The 22431-nt window shown below is 67.0% G+C and carries 19 protein-coding genes and 1 pseudogene; 12 read left to right on the forward strand and 8 right to left on the reverse strand.

Features of this window, described 5'->3' with window-relative positions:
- Positions 1-7: 7 nt before the first annotated feature.
- Both ACAM55_RS16365 and ACAM55_RS16370 read left to right on the forward strand, forming a co-directional pair.
- Positions 8-1126 (forward strand): ABC transporter permease, encoded by a 1119-nt coding sequence (locus ACAM55_RS16365; RefSeq protein ID WP_369652560.1) that lies wholly within the window; start codon positions 8-10, stop codon positions 1124-1126.
- 15 nt (positions 1127-1141) lie between these two features.
- Complete coding sequence (locus ACAM55_RS16370) at positions 1142-2674, forward strand: efflux transporter outer membrane subunit (RefSeq protein ID WP_369652561.1); 1533 nt, start codon at positions 1142-1144, stop codon at positions 2672-2674.
- Here the strand turns inward: ACAM55_RS16370 and ACAM55_RS16375 are convergent.
- Complete coding sequence (locus ACAM55_RS16375) at positions 2671-3720, reverse strand: ROK family protein (protein ID WP_369652562.1); 1050 nt, start codon at positions 3718-3720, stop codon at positions 2671-2673. The two genes, ACAM55_RS16370 and ACAM55_RS16375, sit on opposite strands and share 4 nt — an antisense overlap.
- Before the next feature lie 111 nt (positions 3721-3831).
- On the opposite strand from ACAM55_RS16375, the gene ACAM55_RS16380 reads away from it, so the two are divergent.
- Positions 3832-5388 (forward strand): glycine betaine ABC transporter substrate-binding protein, encoded by a 1557-nt coding sequence (locus tag ACAM55_RS16380; protein ID WP_369652563.1) that lies wholly within the window; start codon positions 3832-3834, stop codon positions 5386-5388.
- A gap of 46 nt (positions 5389-5434) precedes the next feature.
- On the opposite strand, the pseudogene ACAM55_RS16385 reads toward ACAM55_RS16380, so the two are convergent.
- Positions 5435-6277: pseudogene (locus tag ACAM55_RS16385) on the reverse strand (LysR family transcriptional regulator); the annotation flags it as partial.
- A 73-nt stretch (positions 6278-6350) separates the two neighbouring features.
- On the opposite strand from ACAM55_RS16385, the gene ACAM55_RS16390 reads away from it, so the two are divergent.
- A complete protein-coding gene (locus ACAM55_RS16390) occupies positions 6351-7592 on the forward strand; it encodes a CynX/NimT family MFS transporter (RefSeq protein ID WP_369652564.1) in 1242 nt (413 codons plus the stop codon).
- A gap of 39 nt (positions 7593-7631) precedes the next feature.
- On the opposite strand, the gene ACAM55_RS16395 is transcribed toward ACAM55_RS16390, so the two are convergent.
- The 6 genes from ACAM55_RS16395 to ACAM55_RS16420 form a co-directional block, all read right to left on the reverse strand.
- The gene (locus ACAM55_RS16395; protein WP_369652565.1) at positions 7632-9068 is read right to left on the reverse strand and encodes an aldehyde dehydrogenase family protein; all 1437 of its coding nucleotides are present in this window, start codon (positions 9066-9068) and stop codon (positions 7632-7634) included.
- Positions 9069-9158: 90 nt separating this feature from the next.
- A complete protein-coding gene (gudD, locus tag ACAM55_RS16400; RefSeq protein ID WP_369652566.1) occupies positions 9159-10514 on the reverse strand; it encodes a glucarate dehydratase in 1356 nt (451 codons plus the stop codon).
- 28 nt (positions 10515-10542) lie between these two features.
- Positions 10543-10992: a nuclear transport factor 2 family protein gene (locus ACAM55_RS16405; RefSeq protein ID WP_369652567.1), complete on the reverse strand. Its 450-nt coding sequence runs from the start codon at positions 10990-10992 to the stop codon at positions 10543-10545.
- 40 nt (positions 10993-11032) lie between these two features.
- A complete protein-coding gene (kdgD, locus tag ACAM55_RS16410; protein WP_307580947.1) occupies positions 11033-11944 on the reverse strand; it encodes a 5-dehydro-4-deoxyglucarate dehydratase in 912 nt (303 codons plus the stop codon).
- A gap of 145 nt (positions 11945-12089) precedes the next feature.
- Positions 12090-13040 (reverse strand): Bug family tripartite tricarboxylate transporter substrate binding protein, encoded by a 951-nt coding sequence (locus tag ACAM55_RS16415; RefSeq protein WP_369656412.1) that lies wholly within the window; start codon positions 13038-13040, stop codon positions 12090-12092.
- A 104-nt stretch (positions 13041-13144) separates the two neighbouring features.
- A complete protein-coding gene (locus tag ACAM55_RS16420) occupies positions 13145-13960 on the reverse strand; it encodes a FadR/GntR family transcriptional regulator (RefSeq protein ID WP_369656413.1) in 816 nt (271 codons plus the stop codon).
- Between the two features lie 186 nt (positions 13961-14146).
- Between ACAM55_RS16420 and ACAM55_RS16425 the strand changes: the two genes are divergently transcribed.
- The 8 genes from ACAM55_RS16425 (at position 14147) to ACAM55_RS16460 (ending at position 22414) form a co-directional block, all read left to right on the forward strand.
- Positions 14147-14977 carry an NAD-dependent epimerase/dehydratase family protein gene (locus ACAM55_RS16425; protein WP_369652568.1) on the forward strand — a complete coding sequence of 277 codons (831 nt, stop codon included), beginning with the start codon at positions 14147-14149 and terminating at the stop codon, positions 14975-14977.
- Positions 14978-14985: 8 nt separating this feature from the next.
- Positions 14986-15885, forward strand: coding sequence for an SMP-30/gluconolactonase/LRE family protein (locus ACAM55_RS16430; RefSeq protein ID WP_369652569.1), 900 nt, complete (start codon positions 14986-14988; stop codon positions 15883-15885).
- A 35-nt stretch (positions 15886-15920) separates the two neighbouring features.
- Entirely contained in the window at positions 15921-16889 is a 969-nt protein-coding gene (locus tag ACAM55_RS16435) for a TRAP transporter substrate-binding protein (protein WP_369652570.1), read from the forward strand.
- A gap of 201 nt (positions 16890-17090) precedes the next feature.
- Positions 17091-17537, forward strand: a complete 447-nt coding sequence (locus ACAM55_RS16440) for a TRAP transporter small permease (RefSeq protein WP_369656414.1) — start codon at positions 17091-17093, stop codon at positions 17535-17537.
- On the forward strand, positions 17528-18826 hold the full coding sequence (locus ACAM55_RS16445; RefSeq protein WP_369652571.1) for a TRAP transporter large permease: 1299 nt from the start codon (positions 17528-17530) through the stop codon (positions 18824-18826). Before ACAM55_RS16440 ends, ACAM55_RS16445 begins: the two co-directional genes overlap by 10 nt.
- A 32-nt stretch (positions 18827-18858) precedes the next feature.
- A complete protein-coding gene (gene garD, locus ACAM55_RS16450; RefSeq protein ID WP_369652572.1) occupies positions 18859-20466 on the forward strand; it encodes a galactarate dehydratase in 1608 nt (535 codons plus the stop codon).
- A 27-nt stretch (positions 20467-20493) separates the two neighbouring features.
- Positions 20494-21255 (forward strand): SDR family NAD(P)-dependent oxidoreductase, encoded by a 762-nt coding sequence (locus tag ACAM55_RS16455; RefSeq protein ID WP_369652573.1) that lies wholly within the window; start codon positions 20494-20496, stop codon positions 21253-21255.
- A 67-nt stretch (positions 21256-21322) separates the two neighbouring features.
- Positions 21323-22414, forward strand: a complete 1092-nt coding sequence (locus tag ACAM55_RS16460; RefSeq protein WP_369652574.1) for a lactonase family protein — start codon at positions 21323-21325, stop codon at positions 22412-22414.
- Positions 22415-22431: the final 17 nt, after the last annotated feature.

Genomic DNA, 22431 nt, shown 5'->3' on the forward strand with positions numbered 1-22431 from the left:
GCACCCCATGACCGATTTTCTGCTGCGCATCGCCAACCTCTGCAGGAAAGAGCTGCTCGCCATCTTCAAGGACCCGGCGAGCCGCGTGATTCTGTTCGTTCCCGCCATCATGCAAAGCCTGGTCTTCGGCTACGCCGCCACCTACGACCTCACGAATGTGCCCTATGCGCTGCTCGACCAGAGCCGCACGGGCGCATCGACCGAACTGATTGCGCATCTCGACAGCACCGGCGTCTTCCACCGCGTGGCCACGCTGCGGACGCAGGCGGACATCCGCGAGGTGATCGACACGGAGAAGGCGCTGCTGGTGATCCAGATCGCGCCCAACTTCGAGCAGCAGCTCAGCGCGGGCCAGCCCGCGGCCATCCAGTTGATTCTGGATGCGCGCAATTCCAACACGGCGGGGTCCGCAGCCGGCTACGTGAGCGCGGTGGTCGAGCGCTACAACGCCGAGCTGCGCACACGCGCCGGCGCGCCGCCCACACCGCTCATCATCGAAACGCGGGCCTGGTTCAACCCGAACCTCCAGACGCGCTGGAACCTGCTGCCGGGCCTGATCGCCGCGCTCAGCATGCTGCAGACGCTGCTGCTCACCGCCCTCTCGGTGGCAAGGGAGCGCGAGCAGGGCACCTTCGACCAGCTGCTGGTCACGCCGATGTCGCCGCTCGAAATCATGATCGGCAAGGCGCTGCCGCCAATATTGGTCGGCCTTGCGCAGTCGACGCTGATCCTGCTGGTGGCCCTGTTCTGGTTCGGCATTCCGATGGCGGGCTCGCTGGCCACGCTCTATACCGGGCTGGTTTTCTTCACCGTGGCCAGCGTGGGCATCGGCCTCTCGATCTCGGCGGTGTCGGCCAACATGCAGCAGGCCATGCTCTACACCTTCGTGCTGCTGATGCCGATGATGCTGTTGTCGGGCCTGACCACCCCGGTGCGCAACATGCCGCACGTCCTGCAGGTGATCACCATGGCCAACCCACTGCGCTTTGCGATCGACCTGGTGCAGCGCGTGTACCTCGAGGGCGTGGGCCTGGCCACGGTGTGGCACAACCTGATTCCGCTGTCGATCATCGCCATCGTCACGCTGCCGCTGGCGGCCTGGCTGTTTCGCCATCGTCTGGTCTGAATCCGGGAGCACCGCATGTCTGCACCGCGCACCCTCTTCTCCTGTTCCGCGCTCGCGCTTCTTCTGGCAGGCTGCGCAGTGGGTCCCGACCACCGGCCCGCGGAGCCGCAGGCACCCGCCGATTGGGCCGCATGGCACGGCGGCTCGGCGGCGCTGCTCGGCACCGAGCGGACAGCGGCGCCCACGGCCGTCGCATCGGGCGACTGGAAAGCCTTCGACGATCCGCTGCTCGATCGCCTGCAGGCACTCGCGCTAACGGCCAATCACGATCTGCAGACCGCCGCCCTGCGTTTTGCGCAAAGCCGCGTCCAGCGGACCGCGGCGGCGGCGCAGCAGGTGCCGCAGCTCAACGCCAGCGGCAGCGTCAACCGGCAGCGCCAGAGCGAGACCGGCGCCGCTACGCGGATGATCGATGCGCTCGGTTCGTCGGTGTCCAACCGCGACCAGCTGATCCGCACGCTCAGCGAGCCCTACAACCTCTACCAGGCCGGCTTCGATGCGTCGTGGGAAATCGACCTGTGGGGCCGCGTGCGGCGCAGCATCGAGGCCGCCGATGCGGATACCGGCGCATCGGCCGCGCTGCTGCGGCAGGCGCAGCTCAGCGTGCAGGCCGAGGTGGCGCGCAACTACTTCGAGTTGCGCGGTGCGCAGCGCGAACTGCGGCTCGCGCGCGCCGACATCGCGGCGGCGGCCGAGTCGCTCGAGCTGGTGCAGGCGCGCGCCGACGGCGGCTTGGTCACCGACCTGGATCCGACGCGCCAGCGCACGCAACTGGCCGAGCTGCGGGCGCGCATTCCGATGCTGCTGCAGCAGGAGACCCAGGCCATGAACCAGATCACGCTGCTGACCGGTGCGCCGCCCGGTACGCTGAACACCGAGCTCGCACCACCTGCCGACCGTGCGGGCGACACGCTCGAAGCGCTGCAGGCGCCATCGTTGCCCGACCTCGCACTGGGCCTGCCTTCCGACCTGGCGCGCCGGCGCCCCGACATCGCGGCGGCGGAAGCGCAGCTGCATGCCGCCACGGCACGCATCGGTGTGGCCATGGCGGACCTCTATCCGCGCGTGACGCTGGGCGCGGGCTTCGGCTACGAATCGGCGGGCAGCGAGCGCTTTGGCGAATGGGGCAGCCGGCAATGGCATGTCGGCCCTTCCATCAGCCTGCCCATCTTCGACAACGGCCGGCGCCGGAGCACGGTGAACCTGCGCGAGCTTCAGCAGCAGGAAGCGGCGGTGGCCTTCCAGCAGGCCGTGCTCAAGGCATGGCACGAGATCGATTCGGCGCTGGGCGCCTACACCGCCGAGCGCCAGCGCCACCGGGAACTGGTCGAGCGCGAGCGCAACAGCCGCGACGCGCTCACGCTCGCGCATGCGCGCTATGCCAACGGCCTCACGGACTTCGGCGTCGAACTCGACGCCCGCCGCACGCTGCTGCAGGCCCGGCGCGACCAGGTTCAGAGCACGAGCCGCATGGCGGTCGCCATGGTGGCGGTCTACAAGGCGCTCGGCGGCACCATGCCGCCCGCCGCCGCAGCGGCTCCGGGCTAGGTATTGGTGAAGCTCGCGTTGCCAAGGCCGGTGCCGATGGTCAGCACGCCCCAATGGCAGACGTCGCGCATCAAGGGCAGCTCGCTCAGCCCCTGCACCACCGCGTCGTTGTGCATCAGGATCAGCGTGGGGCCGGAGCCGATCATCGGCATGCGGCGCCACAGTGCGCTGGGCAGGTGGAACGCGCGGCTTTCCCAATCGCCCGGCAGGTTTTGCGTGCCGCGCTCGATCGAGCCGTCCTTGCGAATCAACCCCGGGCAGGCAATGCCGATGAAAGGCGCAAGCCTGATTTTCCTGCGCTCGCAATAGCGAACCATGTCCTCGAGCATGGCCGCGATGCGCTCGACCATGTCGGTGCGGTTCGGGTCGTCGTCCGCATGGCGCCACTTCTCCAGCCGCACCACCTTGGCACGCGACAGGTCGGGCGCCTTGCGCCGGCGCGTCTTCACGATGCCGCAGCGCACGTTGGTGCCGCCGATGTCCACGGCCAGGATGGCGTCGTGCTTCTTCAGCATGGCCGGCGGGGTCAGGTGCACCCAGCCTATCAGGCCGCCGTCGTCGACCTCGTGCGACAGCCGCCCGAGCTGTACGTGCACGCCCATGTCTTCCAGGATGGCCGCGGTCTGCAGGATGGCGCGCTCGCCCACGTCGCTTTCGGTGAAGCCGCCGCCCACCACGATGCGCTCCACCTTCTTCCATGAAGGCTGGCGCGTGAAGCGCTGGATCACGAAGGCCAATTCTTTGGCGAATTCCTCGATGGCGCCATGCATCAGATCGCCGGCGGCCGAGGTCTTGTGGAGCACGCGGTCGAGCTGCTCCTTGCTGAGGTCGCGCGAGTGCTCCCGCCCCAAGGGATCGCTGCCGGTCTTGCGGCGGCGCTTGCGCCAGCGTTCGAGCAACTCCCTGAAGGCGGTCTGGCTGGCCTGGTCGCCGACGAAGCCGTCCTTGTCGCGCAGCTGCAGGCTGTAGCCCTCCACCCTGAGGCCCGGGAGCTCGCGCAGGCCGTGCACGTCGGGGCCGGGCAGGAGGTGGGTTTTCTTCTTCATGGCGGCCATGATGGATGCGATTGCATCTGGCCAGCATCGGTAGCCCGCACCAGGATTTGTAGGAGATTGGCGGGTGCGCCGATCGGGGCGATGTCTATACACTGGCCCCCGATGTGCCTGCCCCACCGCCGCATCCTGCGCGCCGCCTTGTTGTTGTTCGCCATTGCCTGGCTCGGTGCCGCTGCGTCGGCGCAACCCGGCGAGGGCACGCTGCGTGTCGGGTCCAAGCGGTTCACCGAGTCGTACATCCTGGCCGAGCTGCTGGCACAGACAGCGGCACCGCACACCGCATCGCCCCCGGTGGTGCGGCAGGGCCTGGGCAACACGGCGATCGTGTATGAAGCGCTGCGTTCGGGCGCCATCGACCTGTATGCCGAATACACCGGCACCATCGCGCTCGAAATCCTCAAGGGCTCGCCGGCCGAAACGCGCGAGGCCATGAATGCGGCGCTGGCGCCGCTGGGCCTGGGCGTGGCCATTCCGTTGGGCTTCAACGACGGCTATGCGCTGGCCGTGCGGGCGGCCGATGCCGAACGGCTCGGCCTGCGCACGCTGAGCGACCTGGCACGCCACCCCGAACTCAGGCTGGGCCTCTCGAACGAGTTCATCGGCCGCGTCGATGGTTGGAAGGGTCTTGCCGCGCGCTACGGCTTCACGCAGACGCCGACCGGCCTGGACCACGGCCTGGCCTACGAAGCGGTGGCCGCGAAGCAGATCGACGCGATCGACATCTACACCACCGACGCCAAGATCGACCATCTGGGCCTGCGCGTGCTGGAAGACGACAAGAAATACTTTCCACGCTACGACGCCGTGGTGCTGTACCGGCTCGACCTGTCGGCGCGGCTGCCGAAGGCCTGGGCCGCACTGCAAACACTTGAAGGCCGCATCGACGAGCGCGCGATGATCGCGATGAATGCGCGCGCCGAGCTGCAGAGCGTACCCTTCGACGCGATTGCACGCGACTTCCTGGCCAGCTCGGGCAAGAACGGCAAGGCCCAATCCCAGGAAGCCAGGCGCGGCTTCATCGCCAAGCTGTTCGGCCCCGACCTCTGGCAGCTCACGCGGCAGCACCTGGTGTTGGTGGCGGTGTCCGTGGGCGTTGCGATCCTGATCGGCGTGCCGCTTGCCATCCTGGTGTTTCCGCATCTGCGGCTGCGCGCGGTGGTGCTCGGCGCCGCGAGCATCCTGCAGACCGTGCCGTCGCTGGCCCTGCTCGCGGTGCTCATCTCCCTGCTGGGCGCCATCGGCGCGCTGCCTGCGCTGATTGCGCTCACGCTCTATTCACTGCTGCCCATCATGCGCAACACGGTGACCGGCCTGGCCGAAGTGCCGAACGGCCTGCGCATGGCGGGCACCGCCCTCGGCATGACGCCGCCGCAGAGCCTTCGGCTGGTGCTGCTGCCGCTTGCGCTGCCCACGCTGCTGGCGGGCGTTCGAACGGCCACGGCCATTGCCATCGGCACCGCGACCATTGCCGCCTTCATCGGCGCGGGCGGATTCGGCGAACGCATCGTCACGGGGCTGGCACTCAACGACCGCGAGCTGCTCGTGGCGGGCGCGCTGCCGGCCGCGGCGCTGGCGCTGCTGAGCGAGGGGATCTTCGAACTCGTGGAGATGCTGATGCGCCGCCGGCGCCGGACGCCGCCGTCTTCGCTTCCTCCATGAGGCAGTCGCGCAGCAGCGTGGCACCCGCGCCCAGTGTCTTGTCGGCACGGTGGCAAAAGTACGAGTGCTGCTCCGTTCCACCACCTGGGCCGATGCGGCTCACCGGCAATTGCACCAGCGCTCCGGCCGCCAGGTCGTTCGCCACCAGCCACGCCGGCATCTTTCCCCATCCGAGGCCGGCGCGCAGCAATTCGAGCTTGATGTACATGTCGGTCACGCGCCAGGTCGAAGGCGAGAGCACGTCGATGTCGTAGCCCTGGCTGAGCGTGCTGGGGTCTTCCACCACGATCTGCACGTGCTCTGCCGCGGCGGCATCCAGGCCCTTGGCGCCGCGCTGCCCTGCGTGGACCGCCAGCGCATGCGAAGGCGCGGCGACGGCCACCGTATGAAGCTGCATCAGGAATTCGCGGCTGATTTTTTCGTCGGCATGGCCGAAGGCCGCGATGGCGAGATTGCACCGCCCTGAATTCAGGGCATCGATGGTGCCGCCCATGGAGCTGTACTCCACGCGGATGGCGATGCTCGGATACACCGCGTGCATGCCGCGCAAGGCACTGGCCACGAGCGCCGGAGGAAAGAGCGTGTCCACCGCCAGCGCCAGGCCGAGCTCGATGCCCTGTCCGATCCCCTGCGCGCGCGAGCGCAAGGCCTCGACCTTCGACAGGATGACCCGGACGTCGCCCAGCAACGCCTTGCCCGTGGGCGTGAGCACCGGCTTGTGGCCGGAACGATCGAAGAGCCGCACCTGAAGCTGCTCTTCCAGATTGGCGATGGCGTGGCTCACGGCCGACTGCACCCGGTGCAGCCGGTCAGCGCCGGCACGAAAGCTCCCGGCATCCGCCACGGCGACGAACATCTGCATCTGGCTCAGTGTGAGGATGTCCAACATGATCTTAATAATCGATTGAGTTGGTCGATATTATTCGCTTTCATAGATACAGTATTCGCTTCAGAGTGGCGGCATGCACAAGCAATTCGAAATGCCCGGCTCCCCGCCCGCCACCGTACCCCGCTCGCCTTCTTCAACCCACTGGCCCGGCGTCGCCCTGGTCGTGGCCGCCGGTGTGGTGGCGTCCCTCCAGGTCGGCAAGGTCGCCATCGCGGTGCCGCAGTTGCGCACCGACTTCGGCCTCGATCTCTCGATGGTCGGATGGCTCATGGCAGTGTTTTCGCTGCTGGGCGTGCTGGGCGCCGTGCCCGTCGGCGCGTGGGTCGCGCGTGCCGGCGACAGGCGTCTGGTACTCGTCGGCCTGCTGGCCATTGCCGTGGGCAGCACGGCGGGCGCGCTGGCAGGCAGCGTTGCAGCGCTGCTGGCGGGCCGCGTCGTCGAAGGCCTGGGTTTCGTGCTGATCACCATCGCGGGCCCCTCGGTGCTGCAGCGCTTGGTCGCGCCCGGCGGCAAGGACCTTGCGTTCGCGATCTGGAGCTGCTTCATGCCGACCGGGATTGCGATTGCGCTCTTCAGCGGCTCGCTGCAGGGTGGCTGGCGCGGCTTCTGGCTGGGCAATGCCGCGCTTGCGACCGTGCTCGCAGTGCTGTTGCTGCTGGGTGTTTCGCGCGGTTCGAGCGGCCACGAGGCACCGGTGTCATGGCGCGGCATGGCGCGCGATGCGGCTCTCGCCCTCCGAGCCGGCACGCCGGCGCTGATTGCAGCGTCTTTCGTGATCTACAGCCTGCAGTTCTTCGCGCTCTTCAGTTTCCTGCCGGTGCTGCTGATCGAGCGCATGGGCGTGGGCACGGCCACGGCCGGATCGCTGAGCGCCCTGGCCTGCTGTGTCAACGTGGCGGGCAATCTGGTGGCCGGCGTCCTGTTGAAGCGCGGCGCCGCTCGCTGGCTGCTGGCAGCATCGGCCAGCGCCTTGATGGGCCTCTCGGCCATCGGCATCTTCCTGCCGGTGCTCGGCGCGGCGCCAGCCTTTGCGCTGTGCCTGGCCTTCTCCGCCGCGGGCGGCCTGCTTCCCGCCACGCTGATCGGCACCTCGGCCCTCGTGGCGCCGAGCGCGCGGCTGGCGCCAATGTCGATGGGCCTGCTCATGCTCGGGAGCAACCTGGGCCAGATGATCGGCCCCGTGGTCGTGGGCGGCGCGGTGGATTCGCTCGGCTGGCCCGCGGCGGCCGCCATCGTTGCGGTGGCGGGCGTGATCGGCGTGCTGCTTGCGCTCGGGCTGCGGCGCTCTCTGACACGCAGCGGCCACGCCCGATAAGACAGATGGCCGGGCGCACCGCGCCCGGCCTGGAAAGCATCAAGCCAGCGTGTACGCCGTCTTCACCGTGGTGAAGAACTCCTGCGCATACTTGCCCTGCTCGCGCGGACCGTAGCTGGAACCCTTGCGCCCGCCGAACGGCACGTGGTAGTCCACCCCCGCCGTCGGCAGGTTCACCATCACCATGCCGGCCTGGCTGTGGCGCTTGAAGTGCGTGGCGTACTTCAGGCTCGTGGTCGCAATGCCCGCCGAGAGCCCGAACTCCGTGTCGTTGGCCGTGGCCAGCGCCTCCTCGTAGTTCTTCACCCGGATCACACTGGCCACCGGCCCGAAGATCTCTTCCTTGTTGATGCGCATGGCCGCCGCCGATTCGCTGAAGAGGGCCGGCGACATGTAGTAGCCGTCGGTCTCCAGCTTCAGAAGCTCGCCGCCCGCGGCCAGCGTGGCGCCCTCGCCCTTGCCGATGGCGATGTATTCCATGTCCTGGTCGAGCTGCGACTTCGACGAGACCGGGCCCACGTCGGTGCCCTGGGCCAGCGCATCGCCCACCTTGATCCTGGCCATGCGCGCCTTCATCGCCTCGATGAACTGGGGGTAGATGCCCTCGGTCACGATCAGGCGGCTGGAAGCCGTGCAGCGCTGGCCGGTGGAGTAGAAGGCGCTTTGCACGCTCAGCTCCACAGCCTGGGCCAGGTCGGCGTCGTCCAGGATCACCTGCGGGTTCTTGCCGCCCATCTCCAGCTGCACCTTCTTGTGGTTCGTCACGCACTGGATGGCGATGTTGCGGCCCACGCCCACCGAACCGGTGAAGCTGATGGCATGGATGCCGGGGTGGCCGACCAGAGCCTCGCCGATGACGCTGCCGCGGCCCATCACGAGGTTGAACACGCCCGCCGGGATGCCCGAGCGGTGGATGATGTCGGACAGCGCCCAGGCACAGCCGGGCACCAGGTCGGCCGGCTTGAGGACCACGCAGTTGCCGAAAGCCAGGGCCGGGGCGATCTTCCAGGCCGGAATGGCGATGGGGAAGTTCCAGGGGGTGATGAGGCCGACCACGCCGACCGGCTCGCGGGTGATCTCGACACCGATGTTCGGGCGCACGGAGGGCAGCACCTCGCCCGACAGGCGCAGGCATTCGCCGGCGAAGAACTTGAAGATCTGGCCGGCGCGGGTGGCTTCGCCGATGCCTTCGGCGCGGGTCTTGCCTTCTTCGCGCGCCAGCAGGGTGCCGAGCTCTTCCTTGCGCGCGAGGATCTCGGTGCCGATCTTGTCCAGCGCGTCGCTGCGTGCCTGGATGCTGCCGGTGGCCCAGGCGGGGAAGGCGGCGGTGGCGGCGGCCACGGCGGCCTCGACGTCCGCGGCCGTGCCCTGGGCGTACTGGCCCAGCACGTCCGAGAGGTTGCTGGGGTTGAGGTTGGGGCTGTAGCTGGCGCCGGCTCGCCATTCGCCGCCGATCAGGTTGTCGAAGTTTTGCATGTAGGGTTCCTTGCTGCTGCGAAATGGAAAGAAAGAAGCCGGAGCGATGAGGCCGCCCCGGCTGCGGAAAGGGATTCCGAGATTAAACCTTCATCGGACCATGCATGGACGCTTGTTGTCAAAGCTCCAATTGGGGATCAGGTATTGCATGGCCTGCGCATCGTTGCGCGCACCGAGGCCGTGTTTCAGATAGAGCTGATGCGCCTTCTCGACCTCGTCCATGTCGAGCTCCACGCCCAGCCCGCCGCGGGTGGGCACCTTCACGAAGCCGCCTTCGATCTGCAGCGGCGCCTTCGTCAGGCGCTGGCCGTCCTGCCAGATCCAATGGGTATCGATGGCGGTGACCTTGCCCGGTGCCGCGGCCGCCACATGCGTGAACATGGCGAGCGACACATCGAAGTGGTTGTTCGAATGCGAACCCCAGGTCAGGCCCCAGGCCTGGCACAGCTGCGCCACGCGCACCGAGCCCTGCAGGGTCCAGAAGTGCGGGTCGGCCAGCGGAATGTCGACCGACTGCAGCGAGAGGCTGTGCACCATCTCGCGCCAATCGGTGGCGACCATGTTGGTGGCGGTAGGCAGGCCCGTGGCGCGGCGGAACTCGGCCATCACCTCGCGTCCGGAGAACACGCCTTCGGCACCGCACGGGTCTTCGGCATAGGCCATGACGCCGTGCAGGTCGCGGCACAGGCGAATCGCGTCCTGCAGCAGCCAGCCGCCGTTCGGGTCGAGCGTGACGCGCGCCTTCGGAAAGCGCTCGTGCAGCGCACGGATGGCCTCGACTTCTTCTTCGCCGCGCAGCACGCCGCCCTTGAGCTTGAAATCGGTGAAGCCGTAGCGCGCATGCGTGGCCTCGGCCAGGCGCACGATGGCTTCGGGCGTCATCGCTTCTTCATGGCGCAGGCGGAACCAGTCGTTGCCGGCGCCGGGGTCGCTCTCGTACGGCAGATCGGTCTTGGTGCGATCGCCCACGTAGAACAGGTAGCCGAGCATCTGCACCGCATCGCGCTGCTGGCCTTCGCCGAGCAGTGCCGCCACCGGCACTTCGAGATGCTGGCCCAGCAGATCGAGCAGCGCGGCTTCGACGGCCGTCACCGCATGAATGGTCACGCGCAGGTCGAAGGTCTGCTGGCCGCGGCCGCCGCTGTCGCGGTTGGCAAACGCGCCGCGCATGCTGTTGAGCACCGCGTTGTGCTTGCCCAGGGGCTGGCCCACGATGAGGTCGCGCGCATCCTCGAGCGTCTGGCGGATCTTCTCGCCGCCCGGCACTTCGCCGACGCCGGTGTGGCCCGCACTGTCGGTCAGGATCAGCAGGTTGCGGGTGAAGAACGGGCCGTGCGCGCCGCTCAGGTTCATCAGCATGCTGTCGTGGCCCGCGACGGGCACGACGCGCATGCCGGTGACCACGGGCGCGCCGGAGATGGGGGAAGTGGAGGCTGAAAGTGTCATTTGCGCGAACCCTGGGGAAATGCAGTGCTTAGATTCTCACGGCCTGGCGTGCCAGCAGCTTCCAGTCGCCGCCCTGCTTCTGCCAGACGCCGAGGATCTTCAGCGCCACCTTGCCGGGCTTGCCCGAATCGTTGGTATCGGCCGCGAGCGTGTGGCGCACGATGGCCGTCTGGCCGTCGACCACCTTGACGGTCTGGTCGCTGATCGTGATGGCCACGAAGTCCGACTTGCCGGCGACGAGGTCGCCGATGAAGCTGGCCTTGGTGTCGACCCTGCCGCTCGAATGACCGTAGCTCAGGTCGTCGGCCACCAGCGCACCGAGGGCGGCGGGCGTCGGGTCGATCATCGCAATGCGCAGCCGCTCCGCGGCCGCGGCCACTGCCGGTTCGGCCGGGGCGCCGCCGCCGGCCGGAACCATGGCGCAGCCCGTGAAAAGAACGGCCGACGCCGCGATGAGAAGAAGCTTCTTCATGAGCATGTCTTGTTGTCTCCGTTGTTGGTTTTCTCGACCCGGCCGCTTACTGCGGACCGAGCGCGTCGATCAGCGCCTTGAGCTGTTCCATCTCGTCGGGCTTCAGGTCGGTGAGCGGCGCGCGCACCGGGCCGGCGTCGTGGCCGACGATCTTGGCTCCGGCCTTGACGATGCTCACTGCATAGCCCGGCGTGCGGTTGCGCAACTCAAGATAGGGCATGAAGAAGTTCTTCAGCAGGCGATGCTGGGTGGCCATGTCGTCATCGCGCACGGCTTCATAGAACTGCACCGCAGTCTTCGGAATGAAGTTGAACACGGCCGACGAATACACCGGTGTGCCCATGGCCTTGTAGGCCGCGGCATAGACCTCGGCCGTGGGCAGGCCGCCCAGGTAGGCGAAGCGGTCGCCCATCTTCTGGTAGATGGCAACCATGGCTTCGATGTCGCCGATGCCGTCCTTGAAACCGACCAGGTTCGGATTGCGCTCGGCCAGGCCGGCGAGCGTGTCGGGCTTGAGGCGGCTGGTGGCGCGGTTGTAGACGATGACGCCGAACTTCACGCTCTTGCACACCGCTTCGACGTGCGCGGCCAGGCCTTCCTGGCCGGCTTCAGTCAGGTAGTGCGGCAGCAGCAGGATGCCGTGTGCGCCGGCCTTCTCGGCCGCTTGCGCGCACTGGATCGCAAAGCGCGTCGGGCCGCCGGCGCCGGCAATGATCGGCACCACGCCGCGGCAGGTGTCGACCGCGCTCTGGATGATGCCGGGGTACTCGTCGCCGGTCAGCGAGAAGAATTCGCCCGTGCCGCCGGCCGCGAACAGCGCGCTCGCGCCGTAGGGGGCGAGCCATTCGAGACGCTTCTCGTAGCCCTTCCGGTTGAAGTCGCCGTTCGCGTCGAAGTCGGTCAGCGGGAACGAGAGCAGGCCGGAGCCCATGATGGATTTAAGTTCTTGAGGGTTCATCGAGACACCAATGAGAGTGGGTTAAAAAATGGATCCGTTCTTTTCGTGGACTGCCGCGGAACCGGCTCCGCCGGGCCGCTGGCAGTGCCCCCGGAAGGGGGTTGGCGAAGCGACACGAAGTGCGCGCAGACTGGGGGAGAACCTATTAATCCAGCTTGATGCCGGCGTCGGCAACCACCTTGGCCCAGCGCGTGCGTTCCTTGCCGAAGAACTGCTCTTCCTCGGCCGGCGCCATGGTCACGACCTCGGCGCCCTGCCCTGCAAGGCGCGAGCGGATGTCGGCCGCGCGAATGACCGTGATGAGTTCCTTGTTGAGGCGCTGCACGATGGCGTCGGGCGTGCCCTTGGCAACCCGCACGCCTTGCCAGGTGCCCGATTCGAAGCCGGCCACGCCCTGCTCCGCGATGGTAGGCACGTCGCCGATCAGCGGCATGCGCGTCGATTTCGAAACGCCGAGCACCTTGAGCTTGCCGCTTTGCACATGCGGCAAGGTGGCCAGCATGCCGTTCATCAGAATCTGGGTCTGGCCGGCGACCGTGTCCTGCACCGCCTGCACGCCGCCCTTGTAGGGCACGTACTGCCAGCGCGCACCGCTGGCACGCTCGAGCGCCACGCCGGCAAGATGCGGCGCGCTGCCGGTGGCGGTCACGGCAAAATTGATTTCCGACTTCTTCGACAGTGCGATCAGGTCCTTCAGGTTGTTGGCCTGGACCGACGGATGCACCACCAGCAAGTGCGGCGAATAGGCCAGCATGGTCACGCCGCGCAGATCCTTGGAGGGGTCGAAAGGCAGCCGCGTGTAGACCGACGGGCTGATAGCGAGCGCGCCGACGTCGCACAGGAGCAGCGTGTAGCCATCGGGTTTCGACTTGGCGACGAAATCGGCGCCCAGGTTGCCGTTGGCACCCGGCTTGTTCTCGACGATGACCGGTTGGCCGAGCGCCTCCGACAGCGGCTGGCTGATGGAGCGGGCAATGATGTCGGACGAACCGCCCGGCGGGTACGGCACCACGATGCGCACAGGTTTGGAGGGCCAGGTGTCGGCGGCATGCACGCCACCGGCCGCAAGCACGCCGCCCCCAAGGGCGCCGAGCATCAGGTCACGTCTTTTCAAGCTCATTCAGGTCTCCTGTCGGATTGTGTTGTCAGTCATCGTACAACCACAAATGACGCTTGTCCAGCTTTGGCAATGAATTTTGCTCAGGAAGCGGCCGGCGGCGTGTTGGCCGTGGCTTGTTGCGCCGCTTCTTGTGCCACGCGCAGCCGCTCGCGGCTGTTGGTCAGGTGGATGCGCATGGCCGCGCGAGCCGACTCCGGATCGCGGCGCGCAATGGCCGCATAGATCTCTTCGTGCTCGCGGTTGACGCGGCTCAGGTACTCGCCGCGCCGGTCGTAGTTGCGAATGGCTGTGATGCGCGTGCGCGGGATGATCGTGGTGCCCAGGTGGCTCATGATGTCCGCGAAATACGGGTTGCCGGTGGCTTGGGCGATCTGCAGGTGAAAGCGGAAATCGGGCGCCACGGTGTCCCCGGCCACCGCCACGTTGCGCTCGAAATCGTCGAGCGCCTGGCGCATGGCGAGCAGGTGCTCCTCGGTGCGGCGCGAGGCGGCCAGGCCCGCGGATTCGGTCTCCAGGCTGATGCGAAGCTCGAGCACCGCCAGCACGTCCACCGAGGTGGCGATGTCGGCGGAATCGAGCCGGAACATGCCCGCTGCGCGCGGCTGCAGCACGAAGGTGCCGACGCCATGGTGCGTTTCGACCAGCCCGGCGGCCTGCAGCTTCGACAGCGCCTCGCGCACCACCGTTCGGCTCACGCCGAAGGACTTCATGATGGCTGATTCGGTGGGCAGCTTGTCGCCGGGGCGCAGCGACTGGTTGCGGATTTTCTCGCCCAGGTCTTCCACCAACCCGTGGGCCAGGCCGCGCGGGCGCGGGCGCCCCACAAAGGAGGCACCGGCAGCAGCGTCTGCCGCCGCATCCGAAATTGAGGGATTACCCGTAGCCGTTTGGACCATGGTCAAGATAATAATCCCCTATTAGTTGTACGACAACAGATAACTTATCACTAGTTCGCCGTAAGTGCCCGTCCACCCATCGGCCGTTATTTGAACTGGCGCGGCATGGGAGATGAAGCCGCGTGCTGGCCAGCTTTCGTGACTGCCCTATCGCCCTGGACCCAACCCATTCACACGCCACCACACATGTCGACGTCCTCACAAACTTCCAACAACAAGCTGCACCGGATCCTGCTGACCGGCGCGGCCGGCGGCCTGGGCAAGGTACTGCGCGAACGCCTGCGCCCCTTTGCCGGGATCCTGCGTCTTTCGGACATCGCCGCGATCGCGCCTTCCGAGGGTGCGCACGAAGAAGTGGTGGCCTGCGACCTGTCGGACAAGGCGGCAGTCCATGCGCTGGTCGAGGGCTGCGACGCCATCGTGCACCTTGGCGGCGTCTCGGTCGAGCGCCCGTTCGAGGAAATTCTCGAGGCCAACATCAAGGGCGTGTTCAACGTCTACGAAGCCGCCCGCCGTCACGGTGTGAAGCGCGTGGTGTTCGCAAGCTCCAACCATGTGATCGGCTTTCACAAGCAGACCGATCGGCTCGATGCCAGCGCCCAGCGCCGGCCCGACGGCTACTACGGCCTGTCGAAATCGTTCGGCGAGGACGTCGCGCAGTTCTACTTCGACCGCTACGGCATCGAGACGGTGAGCATCCGCATCGGCTCCTCGTTCCCCGAGCCGCTCAACCGCCGGATGATGAGCACCTGGCTCAGCTACCGCGACCTCACTTCGCTGATCGAGAAATCGATCTTCACGCCCGGCGTGAAGCACACGATCGTCTACGGCATGTCGGCCAACCGCGACGTCTGGTGGGACAACAGCGCGGCGGCGCACCTGGGCTTCGTGCCGCAGGACACCTCCGAAGTATTCCGCGACAAGGTCGAGGCCCAGCCTCCCGTGGCGCCGACCGACCCCAACGCCATCTACCAAGGCGGCGCCTTCACGGCGCAGGGCCCGTTCGGCGACCAATGACAGCCGGCATGCAGGCCGAACTCGTTCTCGATGCGAGGTGCGCGACCGGCGAAAGCCCGGTCTGGCGCGCCGATGAGCAGGCGCTCTACTGGGTCGACATTCCGGCGCGGCAACTGCACCGCTGGCACGCCGCGACCGGCCATCACAGTTGCTGGACCGGCGACGAAATGCTGGCCTGCATCGCGCCGCGTGCCGGCCATCCGGGCCAATGGATCGCCGGCATGGAAAGCGGACTGTTCGCCATCGCCACGCGCGCCGACGGCACGCTGGCCGCGAGCCCCATTGCGAGCGCCGTCCACGCGGAACGCGGCATGCGCTTCAACGATGGCCGCTGCGACCGCCAGGGCCGCTTCTGGGCCGGCACCATGCAGATGGACATGGCGGCAGCCCACGAGGTCGGCCGCGTGTACCGCTACCAGGGCGATGTGAATGCGGAGGTCGCCCTGCGCGCGCAGTTCGAACACATGATCGTTCCCAACGGCCTCGCCTTCAGCCCCGACGGCAAGACCATGTACCTCTCCGATTCGCATCCGGCGGTGCAGACCATCTGGGCTTTCGACTACGACACCGACAGCGGCACGCCGCATGGCCGACGCGTGTTCGTCGACATGAAGCCGTTGCCGGGACGCCCCGACGGAGCGGCCGTGGACGCCGATGGCTGCTACTGGATCTGCGGCAACGACGCCGGGCTCGTTCACCGCTTCACGCCCGAGGGACGGCTCGACCGCTCCCTTGCCGTGCCGGTGAAGAAGCCCGCGATGTGCGCCTTTGGCGGCCCGCAACTCGACACGCTCTACGTGACATCGATCCGCCCCGGAGGCGACCTGTCCGATCAACCGCTGGCGGGCGGCGTATTCGCGCTGCACCCGGGCATCAAGGGGCTTGCGGAACCCGAATGCCGTTTCTGACTGCTTTTCAACCACCAACCCCAAGAGGAAGACAAATGAAATACACCCGCCACCTCATCGCGCTGGCCGTCGCCGCCTGCGCCATGGCAGCCAACGCGGTCGAGTTCCGCTCGGCCGACGTGCACAACAGCGACGACTACCCCACCGTCGCGGCGGTCAAGTACATGAGCGAACTGCTCGACAAGCGCAGCAACGGCAAGTACAAGATCAAGGTATTCAACAAGAGCGCACTCGGCAGCGAAAAGGAAACGCTCGACCAGGTCAAGATCGGCGCGCTCGAAATGAACCGCGTCAACATCAGTGCGCTGAATTCGATCTGCCCCAAGACGCTGGTGCCGACGATGCCTTTCCTGTTCGACTCGATCGCGCACATGCGCAAGTCGCTCGACGGACCCATCGGCGAAGAGATCCTGAAGGGCTGCGAACATGAAGGCCTGGTCGGCCTGGCCTTCTACGACAGCGGCGCGCGCTCGATCTACGCCAAGAAGCCGGTGAAGACGCTGGCCGACGCGAAGGGACTCAAGATCCGAGTGCAGCAGTCCGACCTGTGGGTCGCGCTGGTGAGCGCCATGGGCGCCAATGCCACGCCAATGCCCGCCGGCGAAGTGTTCACCGCCCTCAAGACCGGGCTCATCGATGCCGCGGAAAACAACATTCCCTCTTACGACGGCTTCAAGCACTACGAAGCGGTGAAGTTCTATTCGCGCACCGAACACTCGATGGCGCCTGAAATGCTCGTGATGTCGAAGGCCGTCTACGACAAGCTGCCCAAGGCCGACCAGGACCTGTTCCGCGCCACGGCCAAGGAATCGGTCGCCTTCCAGCGCAAGAAGTGGGACGAGCAGGAAGCCAAGTCGCTCGAGGTCGTGACCAAGGGCGGCGCCCAGATCATTGCCGATGTGGACAAGGCATCGTTCCGCGCAGCCATGACCCCGGTCTACACGAAGTTCATCTCGACGCCCGATCTGCAGCGCCTCGTCAAGGCCGTTCAAGACAACAAGTAGCGTGTCCCGGCCCTCCCGCTTTCCGGGGAGGGCCCCTCACCCATATTCAGGGAAATTCCCATGACACTTACCGTCCCCGCGGTAGACACGATGGCGACCGGCGCGCCCATCGAGCTCGAAGACCTGGTCGACCCGAATGGGCGCCCTCCGTCCAACCACGCCTATTCGCGCTTCTGCGCGTTCCTCTCCAAGGCCAGCCTGATGCTCGCCGTGGCGATGCTCATCACCATTATCGTGTGCGTTCAGTACCAGGTCGTCGGCCGCTATGTGTTCAACGACACGCCGACCTGGGCCGAAGGGCTCGCGCTGCAACTGGTGCTGTATGTCACGGCGCTGGGCGTTGCCGTCGGTGTGCGCGATGCGGGCCACATCGGGCTCGACTCGCTGGTGGTGCTGCTTCCCGAGGCGCTGCGCCTGAAGGTCGAAATACTGATCCATGCGCTGGTCGCGCTCTTCGGCGCAATCATGACCTGGAGCGGCTGGGTCTGGACCACGCTCAAGTGGACCGACATCAAGCCCATGATGGGCATTCCGGTGGGTCTCGACTATCTCGCGCTCGTGATCGCGGGTCTCCTGATCGTCCTCTTTTCGATTGAACATATCGTCGCCCTGCTGCGCGATGAAGAAGTGGTGCCCGCGTGGAACTGACTGTCCTATCCCTCGTTTTCCTGGTGCTGCTGGTGCTGGGCGTGCCGGTCGCATTCTCGATCGGCCTGGCTTCCGTCGCCACCGTGCTCTATGCGGGCCTGCCCGTTGCCGTGGTGTTCCAGAAGATGGTCGGCGGCATGCAGGTCTTCTCGTTCCTGGCGATTCCGTTCTTCGTCTTCGCCGGTGAACTGATGCTCTATGGCGGCATCGCGCAGCGCATCGTCCGCTTTGCCAACAGCCTGGTGGGCCACGTGCGCGGCGGCCTGGGCATGAGCAACGTGATCGGCTGCACGCTGTTCGGCGGCGTGGCCGGCTCGCCGGTGGCCGACGTCTCGGCCATGGGCTCGGTGATGATCCCGCTGATGAAGAAGGAAGGCTACGACGCCGACTACGCGGTCAACGTCACGACGCACGCGGCCCTGGTGGGCGCCCTGATGCCCACGTCGCACAACCTCATCATCTTCACGCTCGCGACCACCGGCATCGCCTCGGTCAGCGTGCTGAGCCTGATTCTCGCGGGCCTGATCCCCGCGCTGATACTCACGCTGTGCAACCTGGGCGCCGCCTACTACGTGGCCATCCGCCGCGGCTACCCGATTCGCGGCGCGTTTCCGGGCTGGGGCGAAGTGCTGTCGGCTTTCATCGGCGCGCTGCCGGGCCTCATGATCGTGGCGATCATCCTGGTCGGCATCCTGTCGGGCGTGTTCACCGCCACCGAGTCGGCCGCAACGGCGGTGCTCTGGGCATTGGGCGTGACCGTGTTCGTGTACCGCTCGCTCAGCCGCAAGGACTTCTTCAAGGCCTGCGCCAAGGCCTGCAAGACGACCGGCGTCGTGCTGCTGCTGATCGGTATCTCTTCCGCCTTCGGCTACTTCATGGCCCTGTACGAAGTGCCGCAGAAGACCGGCGAGCTCATGACCAGCGTCTCGAGCGATCCGTGGGTCATCTTCCTGATGATCAACGTGCTGCTGTTCGTGCTCGGCACCTTCCTGGACATGGCCGCGACCATCCTGATCTGCACACCGATCTTCCTGCCCATTGCCATGCAGTTCGGCATGAGCCCGGTGCAGTTCGGCATCGTCATGCTGATCAATTGCGCACTGGGCCTCAACACGCCGCCGGTAGGCACCACGCAGTTCATAGGCTGTGCGATCGGAGGGGTATCCGTCGGGCAGGTGATGCGGTCGATCTGGCCGTTCTACGGCGCCCTCTTGATCTGCCTGATGCTCGTGACCTATGTTCCGGCGTTCTCGATGTGGCTGCCGGACCTCGTCAACGCGGTCAAGTGACACAAAAGACAAGCAACGCGGAGTTCGTTCCGATGGCCGACTCATCACTGCCCTCTTCTCCGGCGGCGCGCCCGCCGCACCGCATCCACATGCACGCGGCGGACAACGTCGCCATCGTGGCCAATGACGGCGGCCTGAAGGCCGGCGCCACCTTTGCCGACGGCCTCGTGCTGGTCGACAACGTGCCGCAGGGCCACAAGGTCTCGCTGACCGACCTGGCCGAAGGCGACGCCGTCATCCGCTACAACGTGCCGATCGGCTACGCGCTGAAGGCCATCCCGCGCGGCAGCTGGGTGCACGAGCGCCTGCTGCAGATGCCCGCCGCGCGCGAGCTCGAAGGCCTGCCGATCGCCACCGTCAAGCCCCCCGCCCAGCCGCCTCTGGAGGGCTACACCTTCGAGGGCTACCGCAACCTCGACGGATCGGTCGGCACGCGCAACATCCTCGCGATCACCCAGACCGTGCAGTGCGTGGCGGGCGTGGTCGATTTCGCGGTCCAGCGCATCAAGGCCGAGCTGCTGCCCAAGTACCCCCATGTCGACGACGTGGTGGGCCTCTCCCACAGCTACGGCTGCGGCGTGGCCATCGACGCGCCCGACGCGGTCATCCCGATCCGCACCCTGCGCAACATCAGCCTCAACCCGAACTTCGGCGGCGAGGTGATGGTCATCAGCCTGGGCTGCGAGAAGCTGCAGCCCGAACGCCTGCTGCCCCCGGGCAGCATCCCACTGGTGGACGAGCGCAGCGTGGCCGACGTCGGCACCAGCGCTGACAGCAAGCTCGACGTGGTGTGCCTGCAGGACGACGCGCACGTCGGCTTCATGTCGATGATCGACTCGATCCTGCGCCAGGCCGAAGAGCACCTGGAGCGGCTCAACGCCCGCCGGCGCGAGACCGTGCCCGCCAGCGAACTGGTGGTGGGCGTGCAGTGCGGCGGCAGCGACGCCTTCTCGGGCGTCACCGCCAATCCGGCCGTGGGCTTCTGCACCGACCTGCTGGTGCGCGCCGGCGCCACCGTGATGTTCTCGGAGGTGACCGAGGTGCGCGACGGCATCGACCAGCTCACCTCGCGCGCGACCACGCCCGAAGTGGCCGAGGCCATGATCCGCGAGATGGCCTGGTACGACGCCTACCTGGACCGCGGCCGCGTCGACCGCAGCGCCAACACCACGCCGGGCAACAAGAAGGGCGGGCTCTCGAACATCGTCGAAAAGGCCATGGGCTCGATCGTCAAGAGCGGCAGCGCGCCGATCTCCGGCGTGGTCCCGCCCGGCGAGAAGGCCAGGCAGAAGGGCCTGCTCTATGCCGCCACGCCCGCCAGCGACTTCATCTGCGGCACGCTGCAGCTGGCCGCCGGCATGAACCTGCATGTGTTCACCACCGGCCGCGGCACGCCCTACGGCCTGGCCGAGGTGCCGGTGATCAAGGTGGCCACGCGCAGCGACCTGGCGCGCCGCTGGCACGACCTGATGGACGTGAACGCGGGCCGCATTGCCGACGGCGACGCCACCATCGAGGACGTGGGCTGGGAGATGTTCCGCCTGATGCTCGAGGTGGCCAGCGGCAGGAAGAAGACCTGGGCCGAACAGTGGAAGCTGCACAACGCGCTGGTGCTGTTCAACCCGGCACCCGTGACCTGACTTCACCCGACCTCGAAAGGAAGATCCATGGAAGACCTCAAAGGCAAGACCGCACTCGTCACCGGCGCCAGCACCGGCATCGGTGCCGCGGTGGCCATTGCATTCGCCGCCCGCGGCATGCGCGTGGCGGTGCACTACAACAGCTCGGCCGATGCCGCCGACCAGGTGGTCGAGACCATTCGCGCGGCCGGGGGCGATGCTTTCGCCCTCAAGGCCGACGTGCGCGACACGGCCGCGATCCGCGAATGCGCCAAGCAGACGGCATCGCGGTTCGGCCGCATCGACGTGCTGGTGAACAACGCGGGCAGCCTGGTGAAGCGCGTGCCCATTGCCGAGTTGGACGATGCGCTGTTCGACGAAGTGATGCACATCAATGCACGTTCGGTGCTCGCGTTCTGCCGCGAGGTGGTTCCGATGATGCGCACCCACGGGGGCGGCAACATCATCAACGTGACCTCGGTCGCGGCACGCACCGGCGGCGGGCCCGGCGCCTACCTGTATGCGGGCTCCAAGGGCTTCGTGAGCACGGCCACGCACGGGCTCGCCAGGGAACTCGTCGGCGACAAGATCCGCGTCAACGCCGTGGCGCCCGGCGTGATCCAGACGCCGTTCCAGGACCGCTTCTCGACGCCCGCGATGCTCGAATCCTTCCGCGCCGGCATTCCGATGGGACGCATCGGCACGCCCGACGAATGCGTGGGCGCTTTTCTCTACCTAGCTTCGGAGCAGCTCTCTGGCTATGTGACGGGGCAGGTGATCGAGGTGAACGGCGGGCAGTACATGCCCTGACACGGGAACGCCCTCTTTTCGAGCCTTGCGGCATCTGATCGACAACGACAACGGAGACAACACCTTCATGAAAAGAAAAATCCTTCGCATGCCCCGAGCGGCCGGGTTCGCCGTCGCACTGGTGTCGCTCGTTGCAGGCCACGCGTCCGCGGCCACCTGGGTCTATGTGTCCAACGCGGACAGCCAGGAAATCTCGGTGCTCGAGCTGGACCGCGGCCAGGGCGTGCTCAAGCCGGTGCAGACGCTCAACGTCGGCGGCACGGTGATGCCCATGGCGGTGAGCCACGACAAGCGCGTGCTCTATGCGGCGCTTCGCTCGCAGCCGTTCCGCGTGGTGTCGCTTTCGATCGACGCCACCACCGGCAAGCTGCAGAAGCTCGGCGAGGCGCCGCTGGCCGACAGCATGGCCAACATCGATCTCGATGCGAGCGGCAAGTGGCTCTTTGCGGCCTCCTACCAGGGCGGCAAGATCTCGGTCAACGCCATCGGCAAGGATGGTGCGGCGGGTCCGATCCAGCAGCTGGTCCAGACCGCGCCGAATGCGCATGCGATCCACCCGGATGCGAGCAACCGCTTCGTGCTTGCCACCAGCCTGGGCGGCGACAACGTGTCGAGCTGGCGCTTCGATGCGGAGAAGGGGCTGCTGTCGGCCAACGATCCGCCACTGACCCAGGGCGCCGCCAAATCGGGGCCGCGCCACTTCGTCTGGGACAAGGCGCAGCGGCGCGTCTATCTGCTCGACGAGCTCGACGCCGCCGTGCATGTCTTCGCCTGGGACGCCGCCCGCGGCACGCTCAAGCTCGAACAAAGCACCACCGCGCTGCCGCCGGGATTCACGGGCAAGCCCTGGGCGGCCGACCTGCACCTGACACCCGACGGGCGCTTCCTGTATGCCTCGGAGCGCACGTCGAGCACGCTCGCCGCCTTCAGGGTGGATGCCGCCACGGGGCAGCTGCAGCCGATCGGCCATACGCCGACCGAGAAAACGCCGCGCGGCTTCGCGATCGACCCGAGCGGCCGCTACCTGATTGCCGCCGGCCAGGAGTCGCACGGCATTTCGCTGTACGCCATCGATTCCGCGACCGGCGCGCTGGGCAGGCCCTCGCGCATGGACGTGGGCAAGAACCCGAACTGGATCGAGATCGTCGACACACCGTGACGACGACAACGACACAC

This window comes from Variovorax sp. V213 (assembly GCF_041154455.1).
In the GTDB taxonomy this organism is placed as follows: domain Bacteria; phylum Pseudomonadota; class Gammaproteobacteria; order Burkholderiales; family Burkholderiaceae_C; genus Variovorax.

What these genes read in the sequence shown, in the direction of transcription:
- ACAM55_RS16455 (WP_369652573.1), top strand. Translation starts at nt 20,494, where the DNA reads ATGGAAGACCTCAAAGGCAAGACCGCACTCGTCACCGGCGCCAGCACC.
- ACAM55_RS16425 (WP_369652568.1), top strand. Translation starts at nt 14,147, where the DNA reads ATGTCGACGTCCTCACAAACTTCCAACAACAAGCTGCACCGGATCCTG.
- ACAM55_RS16430 (WP_369652569.1), top strand. Translation starts at nt 14,986, where the DNA reads ATGCAGGCCGAACTCGTTCTCGATGCGAGGTGCGCGACCGGCGAAAGC.
- ACAM55_RS16370 (WP_369652561.1), top strand. Translation starts at nt 1,142, where the DNA reads ATGTCTGCACCGCGCACCCTCTTCTCCTGTTCCGCGCTCGCGCTTCTT.
- ACAM55_RS16405 (WP_369652567.1), bottom strand. Translation starts at nt 10,992, where the DNA reads ATGCTCATGAAGAAGCTTCTTCTCATCGCGGCGTCGGCCGTTCTTTTC.
- ACAM55_RS16365 (WP_369652560.1), top strand. Translation starts at nt 8, where the DNA reads ATGACCGATTTTCTGCTGCGCATCGCCAACCTCTGCAGGAAAGAGCTG.
- ACAM55_RS16460 (WP_369652574.1), top strand. Translation starts at nt 21,323, where the DNA reads ATGAAAAGAAAAATCCTTCGCATGCCCCGAGCGGCCGGGTTCGCCGTC.
- ACAM55_RS16415 (WP_369656412.1), bottom strand. Translation starts at nt 13,040, where the DNA reads ATGCTCGGCGCCCTTGGGGGCGGCGTGCTTGCGGCCGGTGGCGTGCAT.
- ACAM55_RS16440 (WP_369656414.1), top strand. Translation starts at nt 17,091, where the DNA reads ATGCTCGCCGTGGCGATGCTCATCACCATTATCGTGTGCGTTCAGTAC.
- ACAM55_RS16420 (WP_369656413.1), bottom strand. Translation starts at nt 13,960, where the DNA reads ATGGTCCAAACGGCTACGGGTAATCCCTCAATTTCGGATGCGGCGGCA.
- ACAM55_RS16435 (WP_369652570.1), top strand. Translation starts at nt 15,921, where the DNA reads ATGAAATACACCCGCCACCTCATCGCGCTGGCCGTCGCCGCCTGCGCC.
- kdgD (WP_307580947.1), bottom strand. Translation starts at nt 11,944, where the DNA reads ATGAACCCTCAAGAACTTAAATCCATCATGGGCTCCGGCCTGCTCTCG.
- ACAM55_RS16395 (WP_369652565.1), bottom strand. Translation starts at nt 9,068, where the DNA reads ATGCAAAACTTCGACAACCTGATCGGCGGCGAATGGCGAGCCGGCGCC.
- ACAM55_RS16375 (WP_369652562.1), bottom strand. Translation starts at nt 3,720, where the DNA reads ATGAAGAAGAAAACCCACCTCCTGCCCGGCCCCGACGTGCACGGCCTG.
- ACAM55_RS16390 (WP_369652564.1), top strand. Translation starts at nt 6,351, where the DNA reads ATGCACAAGCAATTCGAAATGCCCGGCTCCCCGCCCGCCACCGTACCC.
- gudD (WP_369652566.1), bottom strand. Translation starts at nt 10,514, where the DNA reads ATGACACTTTCAGCCTCCACTTCCCCCATCTCCGGCGCGCCCGTGGTC.
- garD (WP_369652572.1), top strand. Translation starts at nt 18,859, where the DNA reads ATGGCCGACTCATCACTGCCCTCTTCTCCGGCGGCGCGCCCGCCGCAC.
- ACAM55_RS16380 (WP_369652563.1), top strand. Translation starts at nt 3,832, where the DNA reads ATGTGCCTGCCCCACCGCCGCATCCTGCGCGCCGCCTTGTTGTTGTTC.